General features: G+C 69.9%; 1 protein-coding gene. It reads left to right on the top strand.

Features of this window, described 5'->3' with window-relative positions; genetic code table 11:
- Positions 1 to 887: transketolase C-terminal domain-containing protein (locus MBTS_RS22305; RefSeq protein ID WP_280529960.1), on the top strand; the 887-nt coding region annotated here is incomplete at both ends.

The following is an 887-nucleotide window of genomic DNA, read 5'->3' as shown; positions in this document are numbered from 1 at the left end:
GTGGCGATCACGGCGGCGATGCCGGGCGGCACCGGGATCGACCTGTTCGGCAAGGCGCATCCGGACCGGACCTTCGATGTGGGCATCGCCGAGCAGCATGCGGTGACGTTCGCGGGCGGCCTGGCGACGGAGGGCTACAAGCCGTTCGTGGCGATCTACTCGACCTTCCTGCAGCGGGCCTACGATCAGGTCGTGCACGACGTGGCGCTGCAGAATTTAGCTGTACGGTTCTGCCTCGACCGGGCGGGTCTGGTGGGTGCGGACGGGGCGACCCATGCGGGCGCGTTCGATCTGGCTTATCTGTGCTGCCTGCCGAACATGGTCGTGATGGCGGCCTCCGACGAGGCCGAACTGGTCCACATGGTGGCGACCCAGCATGCCCATGACAGCGGCCCGATCGCCCTGCGCTACCCGCGCGGCGAGGGGGTGGGCGTCGACCTGCCCGAGCGCGGCGTGCCGCTTCCCATCGGCAAGGGCCGGATCGTCAAGCGCCCCGAGGGGGCGCGGGTGGCGCTGTTGAGCCTGGGCACGCGTCTGTCGGAGGCGCTGAAGGCGGCCGACCTTCTGGAGACGGCGGGGATCGCCGTGAGCGTGGCGGATGCGCGCTTCGCCAAGCCGCTCGACGAGGCGATGATCCTTGATCTGGCGGCGAGCCACGAGGTCCTGGTCACCCTGGAAGAGGGTTCGGTGGGCGGCTTCGGCGCAATGGTGCTGCATCTCCTGTCGGAGAAGGGCGCTCTCGACACGGGCCGGGTGCGGGTGCGGACGCTGACGCTGCCGGACACCTACCAGGACCACAACAGCCCGGAGGCGATGTACGCCGAGGCCGGCCTCGACGCCGACGGCATCGTCAGGACCGTCCAGGCCGCTCTGCCTGAGCAGAAGGC

The sequence above is a fragment of the Methylobacterium bullatum genome (assembly GCF_014845095.1).
GTDB classification, from domain to species: Bacteria; Pseudomonadota; Alphaproteobacteria; order Rhizobiales; family Beijerinckiaceae; genus Methylobacterium; species Methylobacterium bullatum.
Note: the sequence above shows the minus strand (reverse complement) of the source record. Positions and strands in the feature narration are given on the sequence as shown.